Annotated in this window: 19 protein-coding genes and 1 pseudogene; 10 read left to right on the top strand and 10 right to left on the bottom strand. The window is 72.1% G+C overall.

Annotated elements, in window-relative coordinates:
• Positions 1-380: 380 nt before the first annotated feature.
• From IEZ31_RS53270 to IEZ31_RS53260, 3 genes are all read right to left on the bottom strand, one after another.
• Positions 381-1,049 carry a response regulator transcription factor gene (locus tag IEZ31_RS53270; protein ID WP_190257838.1) on the bottom strand — a complete coding sequence of 223 codons (669 nt, stop codon included), beginning with the start codon at positions 1,047-1,049 and terminating at the stop codon, positions 381-383.
• Between the two features lie 33 nt (positions 1,050-1,082).
• Positions 1,083-2,633, bottom strand: coding sequence for a sensor histidine kinase (locus tag IEZ31_RS53265; protein ID WP_190257840.1), 1,551 nt, complete (start codon positions 2,631-2,633; stop codon positions 1,083-1,085).
• A gap of 95 nt (positions 2,634-2,728) precedes the next feature.
• Positions 2,729-4,522, bottom strand: coding sequence for an AMP-dependent synthetase/ligase (locus tag IEZ31_RS53260; RefSeq protein ID WP_190257837.1), 1,794 nt, complete (start codon positions 4,520-4,522; stop codon positions 2,729-2,731).
• Between the two features lie 124 nt (positions 4,523-4,646).
• On the opposite strand from IEZ31_RS53260, the gene IEZ31_RS53255 reads away from it, so the two are divergent.
• From IEZ31_RS53255 to IEZ31_RS53240, 4 genes and pseudogenes are all read left to right on the top strand, one after another.
• On the top strand, positions 4,647-5,093 hold the full coding sequence (locus tag IEZ31_RS53255; protein WP_190257836.1) for an SRPBCC family protein: 447 nt from the start codon (positions 4,647-4,649) through the stop codon (positions 5,091-5,093).
• Between the two features lie 82 nt (positions 5,094-5,175).
• Positions 5,176-5,416 (top strand): annotated as a pseudogene (locus tag IEZ31_RS53250) (hypothetical protein); the annotation flags it as partial.
• Between the two features lie 101 nt (positions 5,417-5,517).
• Positions 5,518-6,462 carry an ROK family glucokinase gene (locus tag IEZ31_RS53245; RefSeq protein WP_190257834.1) on the top strand — a complete coding sequence of 315 codons (945 nt, stop codon included), beginning with the start codon at positions 5,518-5,520 and terminating at the stop codon, positions 6,460-6,462.
• A 4-nt stretch (positions 6,463-6,466) separates the two neighbouring features.
• Positions 6,467-7,138, top strand: coding sequence for an endonuclease/exonuclease/phosphatase family protein (locus IEZ31_RS53240; protein ID WP_190257833.1), 672 nt, complete (start codon positions 6,467-6,469; stop codon positions 7,136-7,138).
• On the opposite strand, the gene IEZ31_RS53235 is transcribed toward IEZ31_RS53240, so the two are convergent.
• Positions 7,135-7,776 carry a nucleotidyl transferase AbiEii/AbiGii toxin family protein gene (locus IEZ31_RS53235; RefSeq protein ID WP_190257832.1) on the bottom strand — a complete coding sequence of 214 codons (642 nt, stop codon included), beginning with the start codon at positions 7,774-7,776 and terminating at the stop codon, positions 7,135-7,137. The two genes, IEZ31_RS53240 and IEZ31_RS53235, sit on opposite strands and share 4 nt — an antisense overlap.
• The gene (locus IEZ31_RS53230; RefSeq protein WP_190257831.1) at positions 7,776-8,096 is read right to left on the bottom strand and encodes a hypothetical protein; all 321 of its coding nucleotides are present in this window, start codon (positions 8,094-8,096) and stop codon (positions 7,776-7,778) included. The genes IEZ31_RS53235 and IEZ31_RS53230 overlap by 1 nt, the downstream gene beginning before the upstream one ends.
• Before the next feature lie 205 nt (positions 8,097-8,301).
• Between IEZ31_RS53230 and IEZ31_RS53225 the strand changes: the two genes are divergently transcribed.
• Together IEZ31_RS53225 and IEZ31_RS53220 are read left to right on the top strand one after the other, a co-directional pair.
• On the top strand, positions 8,302-9,618 hold the full coding sequence (locus IEZ31_RS53225) for a flavin-containing monooxygenase (RefSeq protein WP_229837214.1): 1,317 nt from the start codon (positions 8,302-8,304) through the stop codon (positions 9,616-9,618).
• Positions 9,619-9,629: 11 nt separating this feature from the next.
• Positions 9,630-10,415, top strand: a complete 786-nt coding sequence (locus IEZ31_RS53220; protein ID WP_190257839.1) for an alpha/beta hydrolase — start codon at positions 9,630-9,632, stop codon at positions 10,413-10,415.
• A 160-nt stretch (positions 10,416-10,575) separates the two neighbouring features.
• Here the strand turns inward: IEZ31_RS53220 and IEZ31_RS53215 are convergent, their stop codons facing one another.
• Positions 10,576-11,403, bottom strand: coding sequence for a DUF308 domain-containing protein (locus IEZ31_RS53215; protein WP_190257829.1), 828 nt, complete (start codon positions 11,401-11,403; stop codon positions 10,576-10,578).
• A gap of 178 nt (positions 11,404-11,581) precedes the next feature.
• On the opposite strand from IEZ31_RS53215, the gene IEZ31_RS53210 reads away from it, so the two are divergent.
• Positions 11,582-12,277, top strand: coding sequence for a lysophospholipid acyltransferase family protein (locus tag IEZ31_RS53210; RefSeq protein WP_190257828.1), 696 nt, complete (start codon positions 11,582-11,584; stop codon positions 12,275-12,277).
• A 196-nt stretch (positions 12,278-12,473) separates the two neighbouring features.
• Here the strand turns inward: IEZ31_RS53210 and IEZ31_RS53205 are convergent, their stop codons facing one another.
• Positions 12,474-16,016 (bottom strand): ATP-binding protein, encoded by a 3,543-nt coding sequence (locus IEZ31_RS53205; protein WP_229837212.1) that lies wholly within the window; start codon positions 16,014-16,016, stop codon positions 12,474-12,476.
• Between the two features lie 214 nt (positions 16,017-16,230).
• Positions 16,231-16,923: a Crp/Fnr family transcriptional regulator gene (locus tag IEZ31_RS53200; RefSeq protein WP_190257826.1), complete on the bottom strand. Its 693-nt coding sequence runs from the start codon at positions 16,921-16,923 to the stop codon at positions 16,231-16,233.
• 920 nt (positions 16,924-17,843) lie between these two features.
• Between IEZ31_RS53200 and IEZ31_RS53195 the strand changes: the two genes are divergently transcribed.
• Positions 17,844-18,341, top strand: a complete 498-nt coding sequence (locus IEZ31_RS53195) for a polyadenylate-specific 3'-exoribonuclease AS (RefSeq protein ID WP_229837210.1) — start codon at positions 17,844-17,846, stop codon at positions 18,339-18,341.
• Here IEZ31_RS53195 and IEZ31_RS53190 read toward each other — a convergent pair.
• Entirely contained in the window at positions 18,325-18,741 is a 417-nt protein-coding gene (locus tag IEZ31_RS53190) for an ABA4-like family protein (RefSeq protein WP_190257824.1), read from the bottom strand. The genes IEZ31_RS53195 and IEZ31_RS53190 overlap by 17 nt on opposite strands.
• Positions 18,741-19,682, bottom strand: a complete 942-nt coding sequence (locus IEZ31_RS53185; protein ID WP_190257823.1) for a hypothetical protein — start codon at positions 19,680-19,682, stop codon at positions 18,741-18,743. Before IEZ31_RS53185 ends, IEZ31_RS53190 begins: the two co-directional genes overlap by 1 nt.
• 79 nt (positions 19,683-19,761) lie before the next feature.
• On the opposite strand from IEZ31_RS53185, the gene IEZ31_RS53180 reads away from it, so the two are divergent.
• A complete protein-coding gene (locus tag IEZ31_RS53180; RefSeq protein ID WP_190257822.1) occupies positions 19,762-20,400 on the top strand; it encodes a MerR family transcriptional regulator in 639 nt (212 codons plus the stop codon).
• A 118-nt stretch (positions 20,401-20,518) separates the two neighbouring features.
• Positions 20,519-21,547, top strand: coding sequence for a 6-phosphofructokinase (locus IEZ31_RS53175; protein ID WP_190257821.1), 1,029 nt, complete (start codon positions 20,519-20,521; stop codon positions 21,545-21,547).
• The last annotated feature ends 569 nt before the right edge of the window (positions 21,548-22,116 follow it).

The raw sequence follows: 22,116 nt of genomic DNA, 5'->3' as shown, positions 1-22,116 counted from the left end.
GGTCGCGGTGGGGGGGTCGCGGGGGCGGGTCGCGGTGGGGGGGTCGCGGGGGCGGTCGCGTCGGCGAAGCGGCGGGCGTCGGGAGGCGGCTCCATGATCGTGGGAAGCCTTCGGCTGCCCGGACGACCGGAAGTTTCCCATGATTGTGGACGAGAGCGGCGCGGCCGGCGAGGGGGGCGGCCGCGCGACTGATCCGCGCGCCGGGGATTGTCCGGCGGTGTTCTTCCGTTCGGGAAAAGGCGGCCGCGGCAAATGCGGGCGGGCCGCCGGAGTGGGCATTTCCGCGTCGCGGTGCGATCGGTTCAAGTCAATGCAAAATGGCGATCGCGCCGTGGGGAGCACGGCGCGATCCGGAGGCGAACGCAAGGAGCGGTGGACGGTTAGAACTTGGGGGCGTCCGGGGCCTCCAGCAGCCCCAGGCGGAGCGCGGTCATCAGGGCCTGCGCGCGGTTGGCGGCGCCCAGCTTCTCGTACAGCTTCGAGATGTGGGTCTTCGCCGTCGACTCGGAGACGAAGAGCTGCTTGGCGATGCCGGCCACGCTCATGCCGTCGGCGAGCAGGCGCAGGACCTGACCCTCGCGCGGGGACAGCTGCGGGCCGCTCGGGGCCAGGCGGCGCTTCATCGCCTCGGCCAGGTCGGCGGCGGTGAACGCGCTGGGGGCCGAGGCGGCGTGCCGGGCCGCGGCGACGACCTCGTCGGCGGGGGCGGTCTTCGGCACGAACGCGGAGGCGCCGGCCTCCAGGGCGCCGAAGAGCTGGTCGTCCCCGGCATACATGGTCAGGACCACGATGCCCATGTTGCTGCTGGTCTTGCGCAGGGCGCGGGTCGCCTCCAGGCCGCTGCCGTCGGGCAGCCGGAGGTCCATGATCACGACGTCGGGCTGCAGGGCGCCGGCCTGGCGGATGGCCTCGGCCGCGGTGGCGGCCTCGCCGACGACCTCGAACTGGCGGTCGCGTTCGAACGCGTGGCGCAGGCCTCGGCGGATCAGATCGTGGTCGTCGACGAGCAGCACTTTGGTGCGAGTCGTCGGCGTCGCGGTAGTCGACATTCCCGGTGCTCTCTCCCTCTGGGTGCCTTCACGCTACCGCGCACGCGGTGCGGTTCCGAGCACAACCGCCACTGTGGTCCCATTCGGCACGCGCGGCGTGATCTCCAACCGGCCCCGGATACGTTCCGCCCTCTCGGCCATGATCGCAAGACCATAGCGCCCGTCCGGGCGGTTTTCGCCGATGCCGCTGCCGTCGTCGGAGATTTCTACCTGTGCGAACGGTGGATCGACCGCGCACGTTACCCAAAGATTCTCCGCGCCGGCATGTTTCCGCGCGTTGGTGATGGCTTCCTGGGCGATGCGCAGTAGTTCTGCCTCAACCGCGGCGGGCAGTCGGGCCGTGCTTTCGTCGAGCGAGAGGTGGACGCGCAGGCCGGCGGAGGCCCCCACGGTGCGGGCGTAGTCGGCAATCGCGGCCGTCAATCCCCCGTAGCGGTCGACCTCGCTGCGCAGCTCGAACAGCGAGAGCCGCAGCTCGGTGATCACGCGGGTGACCTCGGCCCGCAGGACCCGCAGCTCCTCCTGGGTGGCGTCGGCGTCGGGCAGGGCGGCGAGCGCGTTGTCGATGCCGTACCCGACCATCACCAGCTCCTGGGCCACGCCGTCGTGGATCTCCCGGGCCAGCCGCTGCCGCTCCTCGGTCGTGGCCAGCGAGCGGACCTCGTCGAACAGCAGCGCCGCCTCCAGCCGCAGCGCGGCCGGTCCGGTGATCGCGGTGACGCGGGAGACGAGCGCCGGCGGATACGCCCCGGAGGAGTCGCTCTCCAGGACGATGAGCCCGATCGTGCGCACCCCGGCGATCAGCGGGACGACCAGGGACGTGATGCTCCGGCCGCCGGTCACCGACCGGGCCTGCGAGCGGCCCGAGGTCACCGGCTGCTGGCTCGCCCAGGCGTCGGCGACGGCGCTCTCGGTGTCGAGCCCGGTCTCCCAGTCGAGCCGCTCGACGCCCGCCTGGGCCAGCACGACCAGCCGGCCGCCGCCGCTGCTGGACAGCACCGCCCCGCGCACCGCCGGCACCGTGGCCCGCACCTCGTCGAGCAGGTGCTCGGCCAGGCCACCCGGGTCGAGGGTGGCGCCGGGCAGCTGCCGGGCCACGCTGCGCAGCTGGGTGAGCAGGCGGGTCGCCTCCGCGTAGGGCTGGGGCGCGTCGTCGGGCCGGCGCGCCAGCAGCACCCGCTGGAAGATCCCCGTCTGGAAGGCGGCGACGCCGGCCAGGAGGAGCCACTGGACGCCCACCATGACATACGCCCGCTCGTCGAGCACGCCCTCCACCGCCCCGCCGACGGTGAGCAGGGCCGTCGCCGCGGCCAGGAACAGCCAGGCGACCCGCCGGCCGTCCGCGAACGCGGCCCCGATGATCGGCACCGGAAGGTACACCAGGATCGCTCCCGCGTCGGAGTGCAGCGTCGATGCCGCGAACGCGGTGATCAGCACCTCCGCCATCCGCCCGAGCTGCGCGACCCGGTGGCCCGGCGGCGCCACGGTGGCGATCGCCGCCGCCGTGAGCAGCAGGGTGAGCCAGAGCAGTTCGGCGGGCCGCGCGCCGTCGATCAGCAGCAGCGTCGCGACCAGCGCGAGCATCAGGACGCGGACGGCGATCACGGCGCTTCGCGGGCGCTCGCCCAGGACCGGCAGGTCGGACAACAGCGATCCCTTTCGTGTGGGGGGCACGAGGGTCAGCGTTCGTAGATGGCGGCGACGTCGCCCGCATACTCCTTCATCACGACGTTCCGCTTCACCTTCAACGAGGGGGTGAGCTCTCCGGTCGCTTCGGTGAAGTCGCGGGACAGGATCCGGAAGACCTTGATCGCCTCGGCCTTCGACACCGCCTGGTTCGCCTCGTCGACCGCCTGCTGGACCTCGGCGCGCAGCTGGGCGTCGTCGGCCAGGTCGGCGACGGTCGCGTCGTCGGGCTTGCCGTTGGCCTTCTTCCAGGCCGGGAGGGCGTCGGGGTCGATGGTGACCAGGGCGGCGATGAACGGCTGCCGGTCGCCGATGACCATGCACTGGCTGACCAGCGCGTGGGCGCGGACCCGGTCCTCCAGCACGGCCGGTGCGACGTTCTTGCCGGCCGCGGTGACGATGATCTCCTTCTTGCGGCCGGTGATGCGCAGGTAGCCGTCGTCGTCGAGCTCGCCGAGGTCGCCGGTGTGGAACCAGCCCGCCTCGTCGATCGCCTCGCTCGTCGCCGTGGGGTTGTTCCAATACCCCCGGAAGACGATGTCGCCCTGCACCAGGATCTCGCCGTCGTCGTCGATGCGGATCGTGACGCCCGGCAGGGGCCGCCCGACGGTGCCGATGCGCTCGCCGGTGTCCCGGTTGGCGTTGGTGGCCGGGGAGGTCTCGGTCAGCCCATACCCCTCGTAGATCGTCACGCCGATGCCGCGGAAGAAGTGGGCGAGCCGCTCGCCGAGCGGGGCGCCGCCGGAGATCGCCCGCTCGCAGCGGCCGCCGAGCGCCGCCCGCAGCTTGCTGTAGACGAGCCGGTCGAACAGCGTGTGCTGCAGCTTCAGGGCCAGCCCGGGGCGGCCCTCGGCCTGGCTGTAGGCGATGGCGACGCGCTCGGCCCGGTCGAAGATCGAGCCCTTGCCGTCGGCGTGGGCGCGCTGCTTCGCGGTGTTGTAGACCTTCTCGAACACCCGCGGCACCGACAGCACGAACGTCGGCTGGAAGCTCCTGAGCACGTCGGCGAGGTTCTTGGTGTCGGAGGTGTGGCCCATGGTGGCCCGCGCCTGCACCACGCCGATCTGGATGAGCCGGGCGAAGGAGTGCGCCAGCGGCAGGAACAGCAGCGTGCGCGCGCCCTCGTTGAACAGCGACCGGAGCTCCGGGACCGCGTTGACGATGTCGCTGAGCATGTTGCGGTGGGTGATCATGCAGCCTTTGGGCCGCCCGGTGGTACCACTGGTGTAGATGATCGTGGCGAGGTCGTCCGCCTTCGTCGCGGCGCGGCGCCGGTCGACGTCCTCGCGGGGGATCGCGGCCCCGTCGGCGCCCAGCTCCTCGATCGCCCCGCGGGCGCCGTCGATCTGCCAGACGTGGGCGAGCGCGGGCGCCCGGTCGCGGGCCTGGCTCACGACGTCGCGGTGCGCGTCGGTCTCGACGAAGCAGGCGACCGCGCCCGAGTCCTCCAGGATCCAGGCGACCTGCTCGGGGCTCGACGTCTCGTAGATCGGCACGGTCACCGCGCCGCAGGTCCAGATCGCGTAGTCGATCAGCGTCCACTCGTAGCGGGTCTTGCTCATCAGGGCCACCCGCTCGCCCGGCTCGATGCCGGCCGCCAGCAGGCCGCGGGCCAGGGCGACGACCTGATCGAGGAACCCAGCGCAGGTGATTTCCTGCCACTGATCGCCGACGCGGCGCTCGAACTGCACGGCGTCGGGCGCCGCTGCCGCATTGTCCCAGACCGGGTCGGTCAGCGTGGCAGTCTCGGCGACGGTCACCGCGGCGGGAACGGAGAACTCGCGCACGTCCGGCTCCTCATTTCACATCTGTGTAGCCCGTACAGGAAACCTACCTGAGCCCCGTCCCGCCACGTCGATGGGCGGCGAGCCGACGCTCCGTCACTACGCGGGCAGAGGTAGCCTGCCACGCATGGCCGACACTTCGACGCAGTCGATCGTCATTGACGCGCCCCCGGAGCGGGTCGCCGCGGTCATCGCCGACTTCGCGCACTACCCGGAATGGGTGGCGGCGGTGAAGTCGACCGAGGTGGTCGAGGAGTACGAGGACGGGTATGCCAGCCAGGTCCGCTTCGTGCTCGACTCCGGCCCCGTCACCGATGAGTACACGCTGCAGTATGAGTACGCCGAGGACCTCAGCCGCATCGAGTGGAGCCTGGTGGCGCCGTCGAAGATGCAGCGGCAGCAGAACGGCTCGTACGACATCGGCGCCAACGCCGACGGCACCTCGACCGTCACCTACTCGCTCGCCGTCGAGCTGGCGATCGGCATGCTCGGCATGTTCAAGCGCAAGGCCGAGAAGATGATCATGGACACGGCCCTCAAGGAGCTCAAGCGCCGGGTCGAGGCCGGATCATGAGCGGTTCCGGAGCGAAGCGTAGGAGGCCGCTCATCATGGGCTCAGGGTGGAGTTCGTGCGGCCGGAGCGGAGCGGAGGTCGCATGAACCGGGACCCGCGCGAGGAGGCCGAGCGGCTGGTGGCGACCGCCCTCGCCGCGCTGTCCATGGCCGCCAACAGCACCGCCGGCTTCGCGACCGGCTCCGCCGAGTGCTGCGTCTGCCCCGTCTGCAAGGCGATCGCCGCCGCCCGCGACCCCGACCCGGACTTCGCCGAGCGTCTCGCGACCGGCGTCGGGGACATCGCGGTGGGGCTGGCCGGCGTCCTTCGCTCCTTCGGGTCGTCTCAGGGCTCCCCGGGTACCGCCAAACCCGAAAACTCCGACGAAGACGACGACGTCTGGCGATCGGCCACCTCGGAAAGCTGAACGAGAGGAACACCCACAGTGGGGCTGACCATCGGCGTCGACATCGGCGGAACCAAGGTGCTCGGCGGGGTCGTCGACTCGGCCGGCGACGTCCTCGCGCAGACCCGGCGGGACACGCCGGCCCAGGACCCGGGCGAGACCGCGGACCGGATCATCGAGGTGATCAGGGAGCTGTCCGCCGCCCACCCGGTCGACGCGGTCGGCATCGGCGCGGCCGGCTGGATCGACGCGACCCGCTCGATCGTGCAGTTCGCGCCCAACCTGGCCTGGCGCAACGAGCCGCTGCGGGACAAGATCACGGCGGCCGTCGGGCTGCCGGTGGTCGTGGAGAACGACGGCAACGCGGCGGCCTGGGCCGAGTTCCGGTTCGGCGCCGCCCACGACGCCGACGACTCGATGGTGCTGATCACGGTCGGCACCGGCATCGGCGGCGGGATCATCATCGGCGGCAACCTCATCCGCGGCGCCAACGGCATCGCCGGCGAGCTGGGCCACACGATGATGGTCCCCAGCGGCCACCCGTGCGGCTGCGGCCGCCACGGCTGCCTGGAGCAGTACACGAGCGGCCGGGCCCTGGTCCGGTTCGCCCGCGCCGACGCCCGCGAGCGCCCGGAGGCGGCCGAGCAGCTGCTCGGCCTGGCCGGCGGCGAGGTCGACCGGATCGACGGCCCGGCGATCACGCAGGCCGCCCGCAGCGGCGACCCGGTCGCGATCGGCGCCTTCGAGCAGGTCGGCCGCTGGCTCGGGGTCGCCTTCGCCGACCTGGTCCAGCTGTTCGACCCGCAGGTGATCGTGGTCGGCGGCGGCGTGATCGAGGCCGGCGACCTGCTCATGAAGCCCGCCCGCGCCAGCTACGAGGAGCAGCTGGCCCAGCGCGGCCGGCTGCCCGTCGCCGAGGTGCGCCCGGCGCTCATGGGCAACCTGGCGGGTGTGGCCGGAGCGGCGGACCTGGCCCGGGTGTGACGCGATGACGAAGCTCCGGGTGCTCTCCTACAACGTCCACGGCCTGAAGGACGACCGGCGGTCGCTGGCCGCCGTCGTCCGCGGGGTCGCCCCCGACGTGGCGATCCTGCAGGAGGCGCCGCGCCGGTTCCGGTGGCGGCAGAAGTCGGCCGACCTGGCCCGCGACTTCGAGCTGGTGGTCGGCGGGGGAGGGCTCCCGGCGCTGGGCAACCTCATCCTCACCAACCTGCGCGTGCGGGCGGTCGAGAGCTGGAACATCCGGTATCCGCTGACCCCCGGCCGCCACATGCGCGGCGCCGCCTTCGTGCGCTGCCGCGTCGGCCGGTCCACGTTCGTCGCCGTGGGGTCGCACCTGTCGGTGGACGCGACCGAGCGCCCGTCCCAGGCCGAGCTGCTGAAGCAGCACATGAACGAGGTCCCGGAGCCGCTGCTCTTCGGCGGCGACCTGAACGAGAACTCGGGCGGCGCGGCCTGGCGCATGATCGCCGACGGCCTGACGGACGCCGCGGGCGCGGACGAACGCCACACGTTCCCCTGCACGGGCCCGCGGGAACGCCTGGACGCGGTCTTCGCCGACCCGCGGATGACGGTGCTCCAGTACGACGTGGTGGACACCCCGGAGGCCCGAGCGGCGAGCGACCACTTCCCGGTCGTCGTCGACCTGGAGTTCGACTAGCCCGCGATCTCGTCCGCCCAGGCGAGCATGCGCCGCTTGATGGCCTCACCCTGCTCGTCGGTGAGGCCGTAGACGCGGAACGCGAGCTCGCCGAAGCGGTCGACGGACCGCAGCGCTTGCGCGAAGTACGGCGCATTGAACCCCGCGTCGTGCTCGCCGCCGAGCCGAAGCAGGTCCCCGGGGGTGTACCGCCCGTCGGTCAGCGCACCGTGCACGTCGATGAAGTCACGAAACGCCGCCCGGTTGAACAGGGCGTTCACCTTGTTCGCGACGGCATCGTCGGGATGGAGCACGGGACCGATCCCGAGCGCGACCGGGTTCTTCGCGCGCCAGTCCGTGCCGAGCTCGAGTTTCGTGGTCTCGCCGGTCTCCGGGTCGCCGATCGCGAACCGGGCGAACGTCTCGAACCGTAGCGTGAGTTCGCACGTGAGGCCGTCCTTGGTCAGCGCCTCGGTGACCGCCCGGACCGCCTTCGGGAAGTGCTTGGCCGAGGCCATGGTGGTGAAGAGATCGACGTCCTCGGAGATCCGGTCCACGAAGCCGTGCGCCTGCATCGCGTAGCCGCCGGCCAGGCAGAATCCGTAGGAGTCGATCGCTCGCAGCGCCACCCGGATCATTCGGGAGTGCAGCGGCAGCATCAGTGGCCCGCCGAGCGCAGTTCGGGGAAGCGGGACTCCCATAGGTCGCGAACGAACCGCGACAGCCACAGTCGATGCCAGACGGCTCGCAGGATCGGCCCATTGAGGTATCGGCGTTGATCGGCCGGGGTCGTCGATTCCCGGATCACGACCTCGTACATGACGCCGAGATCTTTGGGGTTGTCCAGGTCATAGACGCGTTGCTCGGACCAGTCGAGGTGGTTCGGCAGGTGGACGACGCCGTGGGTGGGGCCCTGCAGCTCGTCAAGCGTGTCGGGGACGGTCCACGGGCGGCGCTGTTCGTACGACAGGCGGCTCACGACCTACATTATGGCCCTATGGTCGGGACTGGACAAACCCCCGGGGATCGGACGAGTATCTGCGCGCAGGAATCGGCGGAGAGCGGAGACGGGCGCGGTGGGTTCGGACGGGCGATTCGACGAGTTTGCATCTGAGCTTGCCGGCAACGCTACGCATTGGCGGGACGGGGAGCCCGTCTACGACCGCGGGGACACCGTCTGTGTCATCGGGGCGGGCGGGACCGGGCTGACCGCGATCAAGAACCTCCGCGAGGCCGGGTTCGGGGTCGACTGCTACGAGCGGGAGACGGGCGTCGGCGGGGCGTGGAACTGGCGGCACGACCGCAGCCCGGTGTACAGCAGCACCCACCTCATCTCGTCCAAGCCCTTCACCCAGTTCCCCGACTTCCCGATGCCCGACGACTGGCCGGACTATCCGCACCACTCCCAGCTGCTCGCCTACTTCGAGCGCTACGCCGACCACTTCTCGCTGCGGGACCACATCTGGTTCGGCACCGAGGTCGCGCGGGTCGAGCCGGCCGAGGACGCCGCCGGCGGGCCGCCGCGCTGGGACGTGACCGTCAAGGGGTCGCGCGGGGGTGCGCCGCGGACCATGCGGTATGCCGCCGTGGTCGCGGCCAACGGGCACAACTGGGCGCCGAAGATGCCCGACTACGAGGGGCTGGCCGACTTCCGCGGGAAGGTCATCCACGCCAGCCAGTACAAGGATGCCTCCCAGCTGCGGGGCAAGAAGGTCCTCGTCGTCGGGGCCGGCAACACCGGCTGCGACATCGCGGTCGAGGCGGCGCAGCAGGCGGCGAAGTGCTGGCACTCGACCCGGCGGGGGTACTGGTACGCGCCGAAGTTCGCCCTCGGCAAGCCGGCCGACCAGGTCAACGACCGGATCCTGGCGATGCGCCTGCCGTTCAAGGTCCGGCAGTGGCTGCTGCACCGCACGATCAAGATGACCGTCGGCGACCTCACCCGGTTCGGGCTGCCCAAGCCGGACCACGGCATCCTGGAGATGCACCCGCTGGTCAACAGCCAGCTCCCGTACTACCTGGGCCACGGCGGCGTCACGGCGGTGCCCGACGTCAAGCACTTCGGCCACAGCGCGGTGACGCTGGCCGACGGCACCGTCGTCGAGCCCGACCTGGTGGTGTTCGCGACCGGCTACCTGCCGCGGTTCGAGTTCCTCGCCCCCGAGCTGCTGTCGACCGACGGCGCCGGCCGGCCCCGCCTGGCGCTGCAGATGCTGTCCCGCACCCACCCCACGCTGGCCGTGGCCGGGCTGCTGCAGCCCGACTCGGCGCTGTTCACGCTGTCGCACTGGCAGACCGTGTTCATCGCGCAGTGGCTGCGGGTGCTCGACGCCGCGCCCGACAAGGTGCAGGCCCTCTACGCGCGGCTGCGGCAGGAGGGCGACCGGCGGTACACCCAGGGCAAGGTGACCGACTCGACGCGGCACTGGTTCGAGGTCAGCCACTTCGTGTACCTGCGCGAGCTGGAGAAGTCCCTGCACGAGCTGGAGGCGGTCCGTTGACCACGCGGGTGATGCGCTCGGACGAGTGGGCGAACCCTCCGTCCCCGGTCCGGCGCGAGGTGCTGGACGCGGCGCCGGACGGCGCCGAGCACGGGCCGCCCGTGCTGTTCGTCCCCGGCTACGGCCACGGCGCGTGGGCGTTCGCCCAGCACTGGCTGGAGCACACCGCCGCCCGCGGCTTCCCGGGGTACGCGATGAGTCTCCGCGGCCACGGAGGGAGCGGCGCCGACCCTGAGGCGCGCCTGCGCGACTACGTGCACGACGTGACCCAGGTCGCCGCGGGACTGCCCAAGCAGGCGGTCCTCGTGGGGCACGGCGCCGGGGCGCTGGTCGTGGCCATGGCGATGGCCCGCTACCCGGTGCGCGCCGGGGTGCTCGTCGCCCCGGTCTTCGGCGGCCTCGGCACCGCGTTCGGCCTGCTGCGGCGCAACCCGGGCGGCACGCTGCCCGGCCTGTTCGGCGGGCGGGTGTCGCTGTCGGCCTCCCAACTGCTCAGCCGGGCGGTGCAGGGCACGGTCGCCCAGGGGTACGCGCGGCGGCTGCAGCGCGTGCCGTCCGGCGCCCAGCGCGAGCTGATCCGCCGCCACCAGCCGGAGGCGCCGGTCGGCGACCCGCCGGTGCTCGTGGTCGGCAGCCCCGACGACAAGGTCGTCGCCGGGTCGGCGCTGGAGTGGGTGGCGCGCCGCTACGGCGGCTCACCGCTGCTGTTCCCGGGCATGGGGCACGACCTCATGCTGGACGCGCGCTGGCAGGAGCCGATCGACGCGATCCTCGACTGGCTGGAGAAGGCGCGCTAAGGCCTGTTGGATCACTGGGGTCGCAGCGAGGCGGAGTCCAGATTTCGTCTGGCGTCGCCCCGCGGAAGTCTGGCTACCGGTGTTGTAACCCGGCTTTCGCGGGGTGGCGCCAGACGGAATCTGGGCCCGCCGCAGCCCGGCCCCAGTGATGCAACAGGCCTTAGACCCGGGCGCCGTTGTCCGGGTCGTCGTCCTCCTCGTCGCCCGGGCGCAGGCGGAGGATCAGCGTGACGAACCCGGCCAGCACGGCCGCGAACCCGAGGAAGAGCGTGGTCTGCGCGCCGAGCGGCAGCAGGTCGGGCCAGAACAGCAGGATCAGGCCGGCGACCAGGCCCAGCACGGCCAGCACCGTCGCCGGCGCGAAGCGGGGCAGCGGCGGCGGGGGAGGGGGCGTATACCCCTCGTCATCGTCGTCGGGCAGGTCGGCGCCGAACGTGTCGAGGCTGTCGAGCAGCGACCGGTCGACGGACTCGGACGGCCGGCGCAGCGAGGTGCGCGGGGCCGGCTCGTTGTCCATGTCGGCGACCGCCGGGCTGGAGGAGTCCAGGTCCTCGGCGGCGGGCCAGGGGGCGCTGGTGGGGTCGACGGTCGTGTGGAAGCCCGCGATGATGCTGGCGAACGTCTCGTCGTCCGACTTGCGGCTCGTCTTCGTCTCCTGCTGCTCCGGGCTCGCCGTGGCCGGCTGGGCCGCCTCGGCCGGGGGGATGTGCTGTTCCGGCACGGAGGTCAGTTGGGCGAGGTAGTCCTGTGCCGTCGCGAGGTGGTCCCGATCAGCGTAGAGCCGGTCGGTCGGGCGCGCGGGCAGCGTCGTGGTGCGCGTCACCGGGTGCAGATCAGTGGCAGGCTGTAGGTATGCGGCAATGCCGCCGGCCGCCAGCACGTCGAGGAGATGCTCCCCGACGCGGGGATCGACGTCGCCTACCACCGCGTACTCCTGCGCTACCAGCCCGTTGTCCCGCCGGCCGCGCCGAGCCCCACCCCCTGCCACAGCTCGCCCCTCCCCGCGGTGATCCTCGCGGCGGCCGGGTGCGCCGCGAAAGTACCGCTGCTCGAAATCCTGACATGCCCGGGCGTGCTTCCGGGAGTGCGTTGTGGTGTGCCGTACTGCTTCGTACGCTCATTGCGACGGTCATCACCGATTGTCGCGCGATCTTGAAAGGTTGGCCGTGCTCTACTGGCTCCTGAAGTACATCGTCCTCGGGCCTGTGTTGAAGCTTGTCTTCCGCCCGAAGGTGGAAGGCTTGGAGCACGTCCCGGCCCAGGGGCCGGTGATCATCGCCAGCAACCACCTCTCATTCGCCGACTCGATATTCATGCCGCTCAGTGTCCGGCGCCGGGTGACGTTCCCGGCCAAAGCGGAGTACTTCACCGGAAAAGGGTTGAAGGGCTGGCTCACCAGGCTCTTCTTCGCCGGCACCGGCCAGGTCCCGATCGACCGCTCCGGCGGCAAGGCCGCGCGCGCGGCCCTCGAGGTCGGCCTGAACATCCTGCGCGCGGGCGGGATCTTCGGCATCTACCCCGAGGGGACCCGGTCGCCCGACGGGCGGCTCTACCGGGGCAAGACGGGGGTGGCACGGCTCGCCCTGGAGTCGGGGGCTCCGGTGGTACCGGTGGCGATGATGAACATGGACAAGGTCCAACCGATCGGGCAGCGTCTGCCGAACCTCAAGCGGGTGCACATCCGCTTCGGCCCGGCCCTCAACTTCTCACGCTACGCGGGGATGGCGGGCGACCGCTTCATCGAGCGCGCCGTCACCGACGAGATCATGTACGAGCTGATGGTGCTGTCCGGCCGCGAGTACATCGACATGTACGCCCAGAAGGTCAAGAACGCGGCCGCCAAGCAGCCGGTCGCCGCTTAGCTCGCCGGCCACCGCGGACGCCGGGCGCGGGCGTGCGCCCGCGGGCCCTTGGGACGACGGCGACGGCAGCGTCCGTGGCGCCGGTCCTTGAGGGACCGGCGCCACGAGCGGTGAATGGCGGGAGCGACGGTCGTGCCTTGCGCGGACCCGAGTCCCTCCGGCGCTCTCACCGCGGCGGTGAGCGGTGGGAGCGGCGTCACGGGGGCGGGACGCGCAGGCCGGCGAGCTGCAGCAGGCGGGGGGCGCGGGCCTGGTCGGCGAACGCGACCAGCTCGCTGCGCCACGGCTCCAGGCGCTCCTCGTCGCCCAGCCGGGCCAGCGCCTGCACCGCCCAGGTGAGCGACAGCGCCCGGGCGGAGGCGTTGGGGATCTCGGCGTAGAGCTCGGCCGCGGCCAGGTGCATGTCGGCGGCCCGGGCGAAGTCCTCGTCGACGAACGCGATCGCGCCGATGATCGTGCGCATCGCCGCCTCGACCCACGGGGTGCGGTGCGGCACGTCGGCGAGCATGTCGCGGACGGCCATCATCGCCACCCGCCCGGACAGGACGGCCGCGTGGGCGGTCGCGTCGATCCACTCGCCGCTGGCGATCGCGCGCACCTCGCGCCAGGTCTTGGCCAGCTCGACGATGAGGGCCTCGGCCTCGCGGGCGCGGCCCTGCAGGGCCCGCGACAGCGCGCCGTGGCCCAGGACGGTCCACTGCAGCCGGTAGAAGCCGCTGCGCCGGCCGGCGGCGATCAGCTCCTCGATCCCGTCGTCGACCGGCTCCGGCTCCAGCGACGACAGGATGTTCATCCAGGCGTGCGCGCCGACGATCTGCAGGTCCCACTCGGAGCCGGACTCGGCGCTGGCCGCCTCGGCGGCCTTGATGAGCGCGGGCCAGTCGCCGGTGAAGTACGCGTTCTGGGCGACGTCGGAGTAGCCGGTGGTGAGCGTGCGGCTGCCGGGGACGGCGTTGCGGCTGTTCTCCAGCAGGGCCTGCGAGGCGGTCCAGTCGCCGTCCTCGCGCAGCGCCCACGAGACGTTGCGCAGGGCCCGGTGCTCCGACTGCAGCCGCTGCTCGCGGCACACCTCCAGGGCCGACTGCAGCTCGACCAGCCCGGCCCGGTCGCCGGCCTGGAAGAGCGCCGTGCCGATCGTGATGCGCGCGCTGGTGGCGACCTCGACCAGGCCCAGCCGGTCGGCGATCTCGGCGGCCGCGCTGGCCGCGGCAACCGCGGGCTCGACCTCGAAGTTCAGCATGTGCAGGCGGCCCAGCTCGGCATACGCGTCGGCCTTGGCCGGGTCGTCGGGCAGCTCGTCGAAGAGCTCCACCGCGCGGTCGAGGCAGGACAGCGCGTCGAGGCGGTCGGCGCGCAGCCAGGCCGCCTGGCCGCGCACGGTCCACGCCCGCGCCGCGCCGGCCTGGTCGCCCGCGGCGTAGAGCCGTTCGGCCAGGGTCACCAGCTGCTCGGCGCCGCCGGTGCCGAGGAAGCCCTCCGGATCGGCGTAGAAGCGGATCTCGGTGGCCAGCTGCTCGATGCGCAGCCGCTCGAGCGGGTCGGTCTCGTCGTCGCACAGCGCCAGGGCCTTGCCCGCGTGCGCGGCGGCGGCGTCGAGGGCGTGCAGCAGGTACGTGCGCCGGGCCGCCCGGTGCTGCGCCTCGCGGGCCGGCACGCTGTACCGCGCGGCGTCGAGCCCCAGCGAGCGGGCGATCTCGTACGCCGTGTAGCGGTGGTTGGCGACGACCTCGGCGAGGTCGGTGTCGCGGTCGGTGGCCACGCCGTCGAGCCACTCGGCGGTCAGCTCGTGCCGCGCCACCCGCTCGGTGCGGGGGAGCCGCTGATAGCAGACGTCGCGGACCAGGACGTGGCCGAAGCGGTACTCCGTCTGGCCGGCCATCGTCGAGGCCGCCTGCTCGTGGATGAGGTCGCGCTGCTCCAGCCGGCGCAGGGAGCGCTCGATGCCGTCGGGCGGGCGGCTCATGGCGGCGCCGACCGCGCCGGGCCAGAAGTTCATGCCCACGACCGCGGCGGCCTGCAGGACGGCCCGGTCGGCCGCCTCGAGCAGGTCGACCCGGTTGGCGATGACGGCGTGGACGCTGTCCGGCATCGGCAGCGCCCGGTCGAGCGCGTCGGTCGCCCGCAGGCTGCCCTGCTCGGCCAGCATGCGGGTGTACTCCAGGGCATAGAGCGGGTTGCCGTCCGCGAGCTCGACGAGCGAGTTGAGCGACGCGGACGGGAAGGCCGCCTGCCCGAGCAGGTGGGCGTACATGGTCGCGATCTCGGCGTCGCGCAGCGGCGGCAGCGTGATCGTGACCGACCCGGCCACGGCCCCCGCCCAGCTCGGGTTGCGCTCCAGGAACTCCGGACGCGCCGTGCACAAGAGCAACAGCGGCACATCTCGTACCGAGGCGCCGAGGCGTTCGACGAAGCGGATCATCGACTCGTCGGCCCAGTGCAGGTCCTCGAAGACCAGGACCGTCGGGCGGTGCGCGGCGAGCGCCACGACGAACCGCCGCCACGCCGACTCGGTCTCGTCGGGGGCGAGCTTCGGCCCGGCCAGGCCGACCAGCGGGCTGAGCGCCTCGGCGAGCCGCTCGGCCTCGGAGTGGCCGACGATCGTGGCCAGGGTGGTGTCGAGCCGCTCGCGGGTCGTCTCGGCGCTGTCGGTGTCGAGGATGCCGCTCTGGCCCTTGACGATGTCGGCGAGCGCCGCATACGTCACGTTCTCCCCGAACGGCGGGCAGCGGCCGGTCCGCCAGGCCACCGGCGCGTCGAACAGGCGCTCGGCGTGCAGGAACAGCTCGTGGACCAGCCGGCTCTTGCCGATGCCGGCGTGGCCGAGCACGGTGACCAGCTGCGGGGTGCGCTCGCGCAGGCCCCGGTGCAGCGCGTTGACCAGCAGGCTGAGCTCGTGCGTGCGGTTGACCAGCGGCGTCGAGCCGGCCTCGCGGTCGGGGTGGTTGCGCCGCAGCGGGGCGAGGGCGAGCCACACCTCGGTCGGCGTCGAGCGCCCGCGCAGGGTGGCCGGCGGCTGGGCCTCGTAGCGGATCGAGGACTTGGTCAACCCGTACGTGCTGCCGCAGACCAGCACGCCGCCCGGCGGGGCGAGCGACTGCAGGCGGGAGGCGGTGTTGACCACGTCGCCGGCGACGATCGCCTGGCCGCCGTCGCGGGCCGCGGCCACGTCGACGAGCGCCTCGCCGGTGGCGACGCCGACGCGGAAGCGCAGCGCGCGCTCGCCGTCGCCGGTGCTCGCGTAGCGGGTCAGGACGCGCTGCAGCTCCAGGCCGGCGCGCACGCAGCGCACGGCGTCGGTCTCGGTGGCGACCGGCGCGCCGAACAGGGCCATGACCGCGTCGCCGATGTACTTCTCGACCACCCCGCCGTACTGCCCGATGACCTCGCGGGCGGTCGAGAAGAAGCTCTGCTGCAGCTCGCGGACCAGCTCGGGGTCGGCCCGCTCGACGTAGGGCGTGAAGTCGATCAGGTCGACGAACAGCACGCTGATGCGCCGCCGGTCCTCGCTGCGCGGCGCCGGGATGGGCACCGTCGTGCGGCCGATCGGGCGCTCCGAGCGGGCCGCCGACGTGCGGCCGACCGGCGTGCCGCAGCCGGTGCAGAAGGCGGCGTCCGGGCTCAGGGTGCGGCCGCAGCTGGCGCAGGCGGTGGTCAGCTCGGCGCCGCAACCGCCGCAGAACCGGTCGCCCTCGCCCGCCTGACGGCCGCAGCGTGCGCACTGACTGGAAATCGCCGACACTCCCGAACTCGCTGAGAGACCCATCCTCACACGGCGGCGTCGCACCGACCAGGTGTACGGACAGGGATCGCGTGAATGCGCAGCGTTGAGGGCATTCACGTGACGGCGTGTCGCGCCAGCCGCCCATTGAGGGGGTTCGTTCTGGGCATGGAAAAACCGGACGGACGGCTGGGTGCGACCCGGCCGCCCGTCCGGACGTCGATGGCTGAACGGGTTACCGCTCGGTCATCCCCGCCCGGCGCCGCAGCGCGCTCAGGTCGGTCACCACGATCCGCCGGCCCTCGGTGCGCAGCCAGCCGCGGCTGGCGAACGAGCCGATCGCCTGGTTGACGCTCTGCCGCGAGCCGCCGGCCATCTCGGCGAGCTGGCTCTGGTTGAGCTCGATGGTGACCATGGGCGCGTTGGTCTCGCCGGCCAGCCGGACCAGCGTCTTGGCGACCCGTCCCGGCAGGTCGAGGAAGACGTGGTCGGCGTTCTGCTCGGTGAGGCGCCGGATGAGCCCGCCGAGCGAGCGCATGACGGCGTCGAGGATCCGCGGGTTGGCGTGGACCAGCTCGATGAAGGCGTGGCGGGAGAGCGCGAGCGCCTGGCAGTCCTCGATCGCCTCGGCGGAGGCGGACCGGCCGGCGCCGTCGAGCAGGGACACCTCGCCGAGCGCGTCGGGCGGCCGCACGACGGAAAGGACCGCGCGCTCGCCGGTCGCGGCGGTCCGGAACACCATCACGGCACCGCGCTTGAGCACGATGAGTGACTCGCCCGGATCGTTTTCGACGAACAGCAGCTGGCCTTTGCGGTATGTCCGAGGCACCGCCGCCTGGATGACCCGTTGACGAACATCGGGATCCAGACCACTGAACATGTCCACGCCGGTCAGTGCGTCGCCGGGATCTGGCAGTCGACCCTCCACGGTCAAACCCCTCCCGGTTCAGCGTTGATCGGTCTCATGATCACCCCGTGGTGATCACAAGCACGGTAATGAACTTCTACCAGATCATGACGCGCCTGTCGGAGTCTGTACATCCCCCGCATCGGCTCACCGACAGCCTGCACATGACGACGGAGGCAGGCTAGTGCCACCACGCAAACCGCTGGGGGGCGGGGGGCATGGAGAGGGGTGCGGCCGGGCCGCGGGTGGTGCGAGCATCCGCGACCCGGCCGCCGGGTTTTCGCGGCTTTTCGCCCCCGTGCGCCGGATGCGGCGGATAATCCCGGGCCGGCCGAGGCGCCGACGGCCACGCGCCGAAGTTGGCAGTGCAATCCGGGCGTGTGTGTTGCGCCGGCCTGATTCGGCGTGGGAAGTCCTGATTGACGGCAGCGAATTCGTCGCCCATTGGGCGCGGCCGCCCGGCGGCCCACTTTCGAGGCCGGCCGCGGCGACGCGCCGGCATCGGCTCCGAGCGCCCGGTCCGCGCCGCCGCCGGCGTCGACGTGCGGGCCCCCGTCCGCCTCCCTCCCTTCTGGCTCCGTCTCTGTCCGGCTCCGTCCCTGTCTCCCGCGCCGCCTCCGCGCCGCGCGCCCATGATCAAGGGACACTTCTGGTTGTCGGGGCAGTCAGATGGTTCCCACGATCATGGGCGCGCCGGTGGGCTTGCCCGCCGCGGTCGTGCCGCTCGGGTGAAATTTCGGATATATACGATTTGAGCCAGCCCCAACCGAGGTGACCGGCACGGGTCGGGCGGGACGAATCGGGGCGGGGGTCCGACGTCGAGGCCGGGTTCATGATCGATGGCGAGTTCTGGTCGCCATGGCAGCCGGAATCCTCCATGGATCATGGCGGGGCGGGACCCGGGTGGATCTCGGTGCGGGCGGCCGGGCAGGATGGGTGCGGTGTCGGCGTATCGCTATTTCTACGACTGTGAGTTCATCGAGGACGGGCGGCTGATCGACCTCGTGTCGATCGGGGTCGTCGACGAGCGCGGTCGGGAGTACTACGCCGTGTCGACCGAGTTCGACGAGTCCCGCGCCGGGGCCTGGGTGCGCAAGCACGTGCTCGACAAGCTTCCCTCGCCCGCCGAGAAGGTCTGGCGCTCGCGGGAGCGGATCCGCGAGGAGCTGCTCGACTTCCTCACCGAGCCGCTGCGCAGCGGGGAGGCCGACGAGCTGGAGCTCTGGGCCTGGTACGCGGCCTACGACCACGTCGCCCTCGCGCAGCTCTGGGGGAACATGCCGGCCCTGCCGCGGGAGATCCCGCGGTTCACGAAGGATCTCCGGCAGCTGTGGGACGACGCCGGGCGGCCCGGCCTGCCGGTCGTCGAGGGGCGGCACGACGCCCTCGTCGACGCCCGGCACAACCTGGCCCGCTGGAAGGTCATGCGCCCCGAGTGAGGCGCACCACGAGGTACAGCGGCAGGCCGAGCGGCGACAGCAGGATGGTCAGCACCAGGATCGGTGCCATGACCAGCGGGTGGATGCGGCGCTCGCGGCTGTCGAGGTACATCCAGCGGCCCACCAGCAGGTCCCACGCCAGCACCTGGGCCCACACCGCCGCGATCACGCGGTCGTCCGCGAACAGCGACCGGACGCCGGCCAGCGACGGGTTCAGCATCTCCTGGGCGAAGTCGCCGAACACGGGCGAGATCGCCAGGGCCCACACCACCAGCGCCGGCAGCGCGATGAGCGTCGAGGCGGCGATCCGCTGCGACCACCGCCAGGTGGGTGCGACGATCATGAGCGCCCAGAACGGTACGACCGCTGGAAACGCCAGCTGAAAGAGCAGCTCCGCCATCAGGCCACCCCGGCCGGCACGCGCTCGTCGGCGACGACGGCCGGTGCCCGCCCGGCCCACACCGTGCCGAGCAGCGCGAACGCCACCAGGGCGGCGAAGGCTCCCAGCGTCAGCCCGTCCGGGTGCGCGATCGACTGGCCGCGCAAGGCCTGCCAGGTGACGATGACGGTCAGCCCGGCGTACGCGATGCCGGCCACCGTCACCAGCCGCGCCCGGACGCGGTCGGCGCGCAGCCGGTGGAACCGCCGCGAGAGCAGGACCAGGCCGAACGCGAGCAGCGGCAGCGCCTGCAGCGCGTGCATGCCGATGAAGTGCCCGGCGCGCAGGTCGCCGCCGGTCGTCGACCAGTTGACCAGCGGGAGCCCGGCCCCGCCGTCGGCCACGCCGACCGCGTGCGCGCCGATGATGTCCGAGTCGCTGTCCAGCTGGGCCTTCGTCGGCATGGTCATGAGGAAGCCGACGCCCATCCCGGCCAGGCCCACGAGCAGCCCGAACCGCACGGCGAGCGCGGCCGGCCGGTCCGGCAGCCGCTCGATGAGCAGCAGGATCGCCAGGAACCCGGTGCTCAGCCAGGCGATCGCGATCGTCGAGCCCATCACGCTGTACAGCGTGGCGTCGAGCGGTGTCTGGTTGTTGAAGTGACTCTGGTGACCGCGGCTCGCCTGGCCGACGATGATCACCATCTCGACGAGCATGGTGCCGGCGATGACGGTGCCGATCCACCAGCCGAGGCGCTTGCGGCGGTCGAGGAGCGAGATGAGCCAGGCGATGGTGACGGAGTAGATGGCGATGGAGACGGCGAACTTGAAGGGCTTGAGCCAGACCGGGACACCCAGGAGGGTCCGGTCGTCGAGGGCCATGCCGGCCGCGGTACCGATGGCGAGCGCGGCCATCAGCACGGCGACGACGATCAACGGGCGGTGGAGCTGAGCGACACGCATCGAAGCCTCCCCGAATGGATAGCGGTGCTGTCCGCTATTGGGAAGCTACACTATCCATGTCAAGGTCGGAAGGAGTTCCATGCGCATCGCCGAACTGAGTCAGAAGACCGGCGTCCCGGTCCCCACCATCAAGTACTACCTGCGTGAGGGCCTTCTTCCGCCCGGCGAGCTGACGAGCCCGAACCAGGCCCGCTATGACGACCGTCACGTGCAGCGGCTCCGCCTCGTGCGGGTCCTGCTGGACATCGGGCGGCTCCCGATCGCCACGATCCGTGATCTCCTGCTGGCCTTGGATCAGCCGGATCCGGATGTACATCAGGTGCTCGGCGAAGCGCTCCCGTCCACCGTCAGCGCCCGCGCCACGAACGAGCCGGGCATGACCGAGGCGGCCCGCGTCCGCATCGACGAGCTCGTCGCGCGCCGTGGCTGGCTGGTCGGCCAGAACGCGCAGGCGCGCCAGGCGGCGGCCGAGGTGCTCGCCGCGTTCGAGCAGGTCGGAGCGGACGTCGCCGACCTCCTGGAGCAGTACGCCGACGTCGCCGAGCGCATCGCCGTGCACGATCTGCAGTTCGTCGGGCGGGCCCCGGACGCCGAGGGAAAGCTCCACGCGGCCGTCGTCGGGTCGATCCTGGGCGACTCGCTCCTGGCCGCGCTGCGGCGCATGGCACAGGAGCACGAGTCGGCGAAGATGTTCGGAATCCGCGGGGATGACTGCTGAGTGTTCAGGGGAAGCGACTACAGTGCGCTGTGAATCGGCAGCGTCGCCATGAGCGGGTACCTCCGGCTCGGCCCCGCCCGACCGCGGGCCGGGCGCAACCAGGAAGGCAAGATCAAGCATGCGTATCGGCGTACTGACCGGGGGCGGCGACTGCCCCGGCCTCAACGCGGTCATCCGTGCCGTGGTCCGCAAGGGGATCTCGACCTACGGCCACGAGTTCGTGGGCTTCCGTGACGGTTGGCGTGGTCCTCTCGAGGGCATCACCCGTGAGCTGGGCATCGCCCAGGTGCGTGGCATCCTCCCGCGGGGCGGCACGATCCTGGGTTCGTCGCGCACCAACCCATTCAAGATCGACGGCGGCGTCGAGAAGATCAAGTCCAACCTGGCCGACCTGGGCATCGACGCGCTCGTCGCGATCGGCGGCGAGGACACGCTGGGCGTCGCGGCCAAGCTGACCGACCTGGGCGTCAACGTCGTCGGCGTGCCGAAGACGATCGACAACGACCTCGGCGCGACCGACTACACCTTCGGCTTCGACACCGCCGTGAACATCGCGATGGAGGCGATCGACCGGCTGCACACCACCGCCGAGTCGCACCACCGCACGCTGGTCGTCGAGGTCATGGGCCGCCACGCGGGCTGGATCGCCCTGCACGCCGGCCTGGCCGGCGGCGCCAACGTGATCCTGCTGCCGGAGCGGCAGTTCGACGTCGAGCAGGTCGCGGGCTACGTCGAGAAGCGCTTCCAGACGCAGTACGCGCCGATCGTCGTCGTCGCCGAGGGCGCCCAGCCGCTCGACGGCCAGATGGTGCTGCACAACCAGGAGCTCGACGCCTTCGGCCACGTCCGCCTCGGCGGCATCGGCCAGTGGCTCGCCGAGCAGCTGGAGTCGAAGACCGGCAAGGAGGCGCGCACGGTCGTGCTGGGCCACATCCAGCGCGGCGGCACGCCGACCGCCTTCGACCGGGTGCTGGCCACCCGCTTCGGCCTGCAGGCGATCGACGCGGTCCACGAGGGCGACTTCGGCAAGATGGTCGCGCTGCAGGGCACGGACATCGTCCGCGTGCCGCTCGCCGACGCCACCCGCGAACTGAAGACCGTGCCGGTCGAGCGTTACACCGAGGCCGAGGTCTTCTTCGGCTCCTGAGCGTCATCCACCGCGGGCCGGGGAGTGTCCCGGCCCGCGCCCGGCGTCCGCGCCCGGCGTCCGCGCCGCCCGCCAGGATCAGGCCGCCATGCCTGCTCGCCCGTGGCGCCCGGCCACCCGTGCCGCCCGACCTCGCCCGCGCTGCTCGCGCCGCCTGGACGCCACCGCGACTGGCCCCCGTGCCTCCCCGACCGTGTCCCCTGGGTGCCGCCTGCCCGGCCGCGCCGCCTGACCGCCCGTGTGTCTGCGCGTGCCGCCCGTGTCACCCGCGGGCCGCGTCGCCCGCCGGCTGAGTCGCCTGTCCGTGCCGGTTGGGCTCGCCGTTCGTTCCCGTGTCACGCGCTCAGTGCCCTCGCTCCGCGATCTTGGAGTTGTGGTGCCGACTTTATGGTGATATTTCGGATATATCGCGGACCACAAGTCCAAGATCGCGGAGCGAGGGGCGGGTGGCGCGAGGAGGCGGGCGGCGGGAGAGGGCGGGCGGAGCGGGGGGCGGGCGGAGCGGGGTGCCGGGGTGTCGAGCGGGCGGGTGGGGTGGCGAACGTGGCGGGCCGGTGGGCGGAGCGGGG

This window comes from Dactylosporangium sucinum, assembly GCF_014647515.1.
In the GTDB taxonomy this organism is placed as follows: Bacteria; Actinomycetota; Actinomycetes; order Mycobacteriales; family Micromonosporaceae; genus Dactylosporangium; species Dactylosporangium sucinum.
Note: the sequence above shows the minus strand (reverse complement) of the source record. Positions and strands in the feature narration are given on the sequence as shown.